At 81.5% G+C, this 531-nt stretch carries 1 pseudogene; it reads right to left on the bottom strand.

Annotated features, from left to right (window positions below):
- Nucleotides 1-531: pseudogene (locus BI06_RS50785) on the bottom strand (hypothetical protein); the annotation flags it as partial.

Genomic DNA, 531 nt, shown 5'->3' with positions numbered 1-531 from the left:
CGGCACGCCGGTGGAGGAGCCGCCGCGGGGCGCGGCCGGGGTGGCGGACCGCGGGCCGGGGGTGCTCCCCGGGGCCCGGGGGCCGGCCGTCGGGCTGTTCGGGTCCTTCGAGCCGTCGGGGCCGGTCGGGCCGGGCACGGGGACGGCCGGGGTGGCCGGGGGACGGCCCGCGGTGGCGGCCGGGGCGTCGCTCTCCCGGTCGGCCGTGGTGCCGGAGGCGGGACCGGTGCCGGTGCCGGAGGCGGCACCCGATCCGCTGTCGGGGCCGACGGCCGGGCTGGGCGGCGGGGCGCTGGAGCCGACCCGGGCGACCCCGGCCCGGCGGCCCACGCCCTGTTGCTCGTTCAGCAGCAGGGTGGTGGCGATGCTGATGCCCACGACGGTGGACATCGCCATCGCGGCGCCGGAGAAGCGCAGGGTGGGCAGCCGCAGACGGCCGCCGAACGGGCCGGGCCGTCCGTGCCGGCCGTGCCTGGTGCGGTAGCGCTCGTGCGGGTACGCCGCGTCCTGCCCGGTGTCCTCGGACGGACC

This window comes from Kitasatospora sp. MBT66, from assembly GCF_000710405.2.
GTDB lineage: Bacteria > Actinomycetota > Actinomycetes > Streptomycetales > Streptomycetaceae > Kitasatospora > Kitasatospora purpeofusca.
This window is presented reverse-complemented; position numbering and strand designations above follow the sequence as displayed.